Genomic DNA, 3,072 nt, shown 5'->3' on the forward strand with positions numbered 1-3,072 from the left:
CCGTGGCACTGAAAATAACAACCAAAATAACTTTGACGCCAATGGCAATTTATTAAACTTAAACAATATCGGTAACCTAGAGTGGCACTACAACAACACCTTAAATAAACTGACTAAAGCAAACAAATCCAACACCATACAATACTATGTTTATAATTACCAAGGCAAACGAGTCCGCACTGTAACTGAATCTAACCAACAAGTGCAAAGCCAGAGAGACTACCTGCTCTCACTAGATCTTTCAACCAACCAAGCAAAACAACAAACTAGTACCTTGCACATCGGCACCCACATCCTCAGCGAAAGTAGCAAAGACAACACGCAAAACCCTAACCAAACCCACTACCAACTCACCAGCCACCTACAATCCAATACCTTAGAGTTGGACGACAAAGCCCAAACCCTCAGTTATGAGCACTACTACCCCTATGGTGGTACTGCCCTCATCGCTGGCAAAGACAAAACTCAAGTGCAACAAAAACGCTACCGCCATACAGGCAAAGAAAGAGACAATAGTAGTGGCTTGTCCTACCACGGTGCTAGGTATCTAGCCCCTTGGCTAACGAGGTGGATAAGTCCTGATTCAGCGGGTGTGGCTGATGGCTTGAATTTATATGTTTATGTGGGTAATAATCCGCTTAAATATATCGATCCGACAGGGCATGTTAAAGTTTACCCAATGGATGGAGGCGAACCTCATGAACTAGATGTATTAAGTCCAATTGAAGGCACTTATCGTAACGATAACTTGTTTTATTTTCCAGAATCATACGAAAGACTAGAAGAAATTGTTGGGACTTATCCTGCCAATAAACTTGACTTGTTAAACGCCAATACAAAATTTACCATAGAATCAGAGGACAGCAAGGGGGCATTAACAATTAGAGCTAAATCTCTTCTGTCTTCTACCAATGAGTTTGAGAATATTATGGATTTCCCTACAGGACGGTTAACTTTTGAGTCAAATTTTAGAGATAAAAACTGCACTTCTGGCTTGAATGCAACAGAAGTAACCTCTTACCAATATTTAGGAATGACAAAAATAGCGGGTGCATTAAACATGCTACCTAAAATATTTCTCAGAGAAGGCATGGTCAACCCTAACACAAACAAAATAATAAAGATTTATCAAGCTGATGGAGATTACCAAAAATTTTATCGTAATTTTGTTGGTGGTAGCAATAACGGCAGATCTTCTTTAAGGATTGCCAATACTTTTAGCCTTAAGATAGTCTCTATAAAGTTAGATGATACTAATATTAGTATTGATGATAGCGTTTTTCTATACTTAAAACCAGAAATGCCTTTAATATCTCCTGAAGAACCCCTGCCACCTCGTGGAGACATACAGGATTATTTTGCACCTAATAGAAGACCATCTAAAATAAAACAACAAACAAACTGCTGCGCCATATCATGATTTCACTAGAATCTTACCATCAAACTTATACCTATGACACAGGCAACAACCTAACCAACCTATCTCACCAAGCAAATAGTAGTGCTTGGCAACAAACCATCGCCATCCACCCAAACAACAACCGCGGCACCGAAACCCAGCAGAGTGCCACTGACTTTGATGCTAATGGCAATCTATTAGGTTTAAATAATATCGGCAACCTAGAATGGCACTACAACAATACCTTGAATAAACTCATTAAAGCAGACAAAACCAATACCACAGAGTATTGTGTCTACGACTATCAAGGCAGACGAATCCGCACTGTTATTGAAGCTAACAATCAAGCACAAAGCCAAAGAGACTATCTGCCTTCACTAGACATCTCAACCAAGCAAGCAAAACAACAAACCAGTACTCTACACATCAGCACCCACATCCTTAGCGAAAGTAGCAAAGATAACACCCAAATCCCCAACCAAACCCGCTACCAACTCAACAGCCACCTACAATCCAACACTTTAGAGCTGGATGACAAAGCCCAAACTCTTAGTTACGAACATTACTACCCCTATGGTGGCACTGCCATCATCGCTGGCAAAGACAAAACCCAAGTGCAACAAAAACGCTACCGCTATACAGGCAAAGAAAGAGATGACAGTAGTGGTTTGTCTTACTACGGTGCTAGATACCTAGCCCCTTGGCTAACGAGGTGGATAAACCCTGATGCAGCGGGGGCAGTTGATGGCTTGAATTTTTATGTTTATGTGGGTAATAATCCGCTTAAATATATTGATCCGACAGGGCATGTTAAAGTTTATCCAATGGATGGAAGCGCACCTCACAAACTAGATGTATTAAGCCCAATTGAGGGCACTTATCGTAACGATAACTTGTTTTATTTTCCAGAATCATATGAAAGACTAGAAGAAATTGTTAGGATGTATCCTGCTAATAAACTTGACATACTAAACACCAATACAACATTTATCATAAGATCAGAGGACAGCAAGGGGGCATTAAAAATTAGAGCTCGCTTTTCTTCGTCTTCTACCAGTGAGTTTGAGAATGTTATGGATCTCACTACAGGACAGTTAACTTTTGAGTCAAATTTTAGAGATAAAAACTGTACTTTTGGCTTGAACGCAACAGAGGTAACCTCTTACCAATATTTAGGAATGACAAAAATAGCGGGTGCATTAAACATGCTACCTAAAACATTTCTCAGAGAAGGTATAGTCAACCCTAGCACAGAAGAAGCAATAAAGATTTATCGAGCTGACGGAAATTACCCAAAATTTTATCGTAATTTTGCTAGTGGTAGTGATAACGGCAGATCTTCTTTAAGAATTGCCAATACTTTTAGCCTTAAGATAGCCTCTATAAAGTTAGATGTTAAGATTAGTATTTATGATAGCGTTTTCCTATATTTAAAACCAAAAATGCCTTTAATATCTGCTGAAAAACCCCTGCCACCTCGTGGAGATATGCATGATCATTTTGCACCTAATAGAAGGTTATCTAAAATAAACTGCTGCACCATATTATGATTTCACTAGAATCTTACCATCAAACTTATACCTATGACACAGGCAACAACCTAACCAACCTATCTCACCAAGCAAATAGTAGTGCTTGGCAACAAACCATCGCCATCCACCCAAACAACAACC

The 3,072-nt window shown here is 39.5% G+C and carries 2 protein-coding genes; both read left to right on the forward strand.

Annotation, left to right across the window (positions count from 1 at the left end; genetic code table 11):
- On the forward strand, window positions 1-1,420 hold a 1,420-nt coding region (locus tag BBROOKSOX_RS12280; protein WP_257607847.1), incomplete at its 5' end, for an RHS repeat-associated core domain-containing protein.
- Window positions 1,417-2,949: an RHS repeat-associated core domain-containing protein gene (locus BBROOKSOX_RS12285; protein WP_257607848.1), complete on the forward strand. Its 1,533-nt coding sequence runs from the start codon at window positions 1,417-1,419 to the stop codon at window positions 2,947-2,949. The genes BBROOKSOX_RS12280 and BBROOKSOX_RS12285, both read left to right, overlap by 4 nt.
- Window positions 2,950-3,072 lie beyond the last annotated feature (123 nt).

It is taken from the genome of bacterium endosymbiont of Bathymodiolus sp. 5 South, assembly GCF_900128535.1.
GTDB lineage: Bacteria > Pseudomonadota > Gammaproteobacteria > PS1 > Pseudothioglobaceae > Thiodubiliella.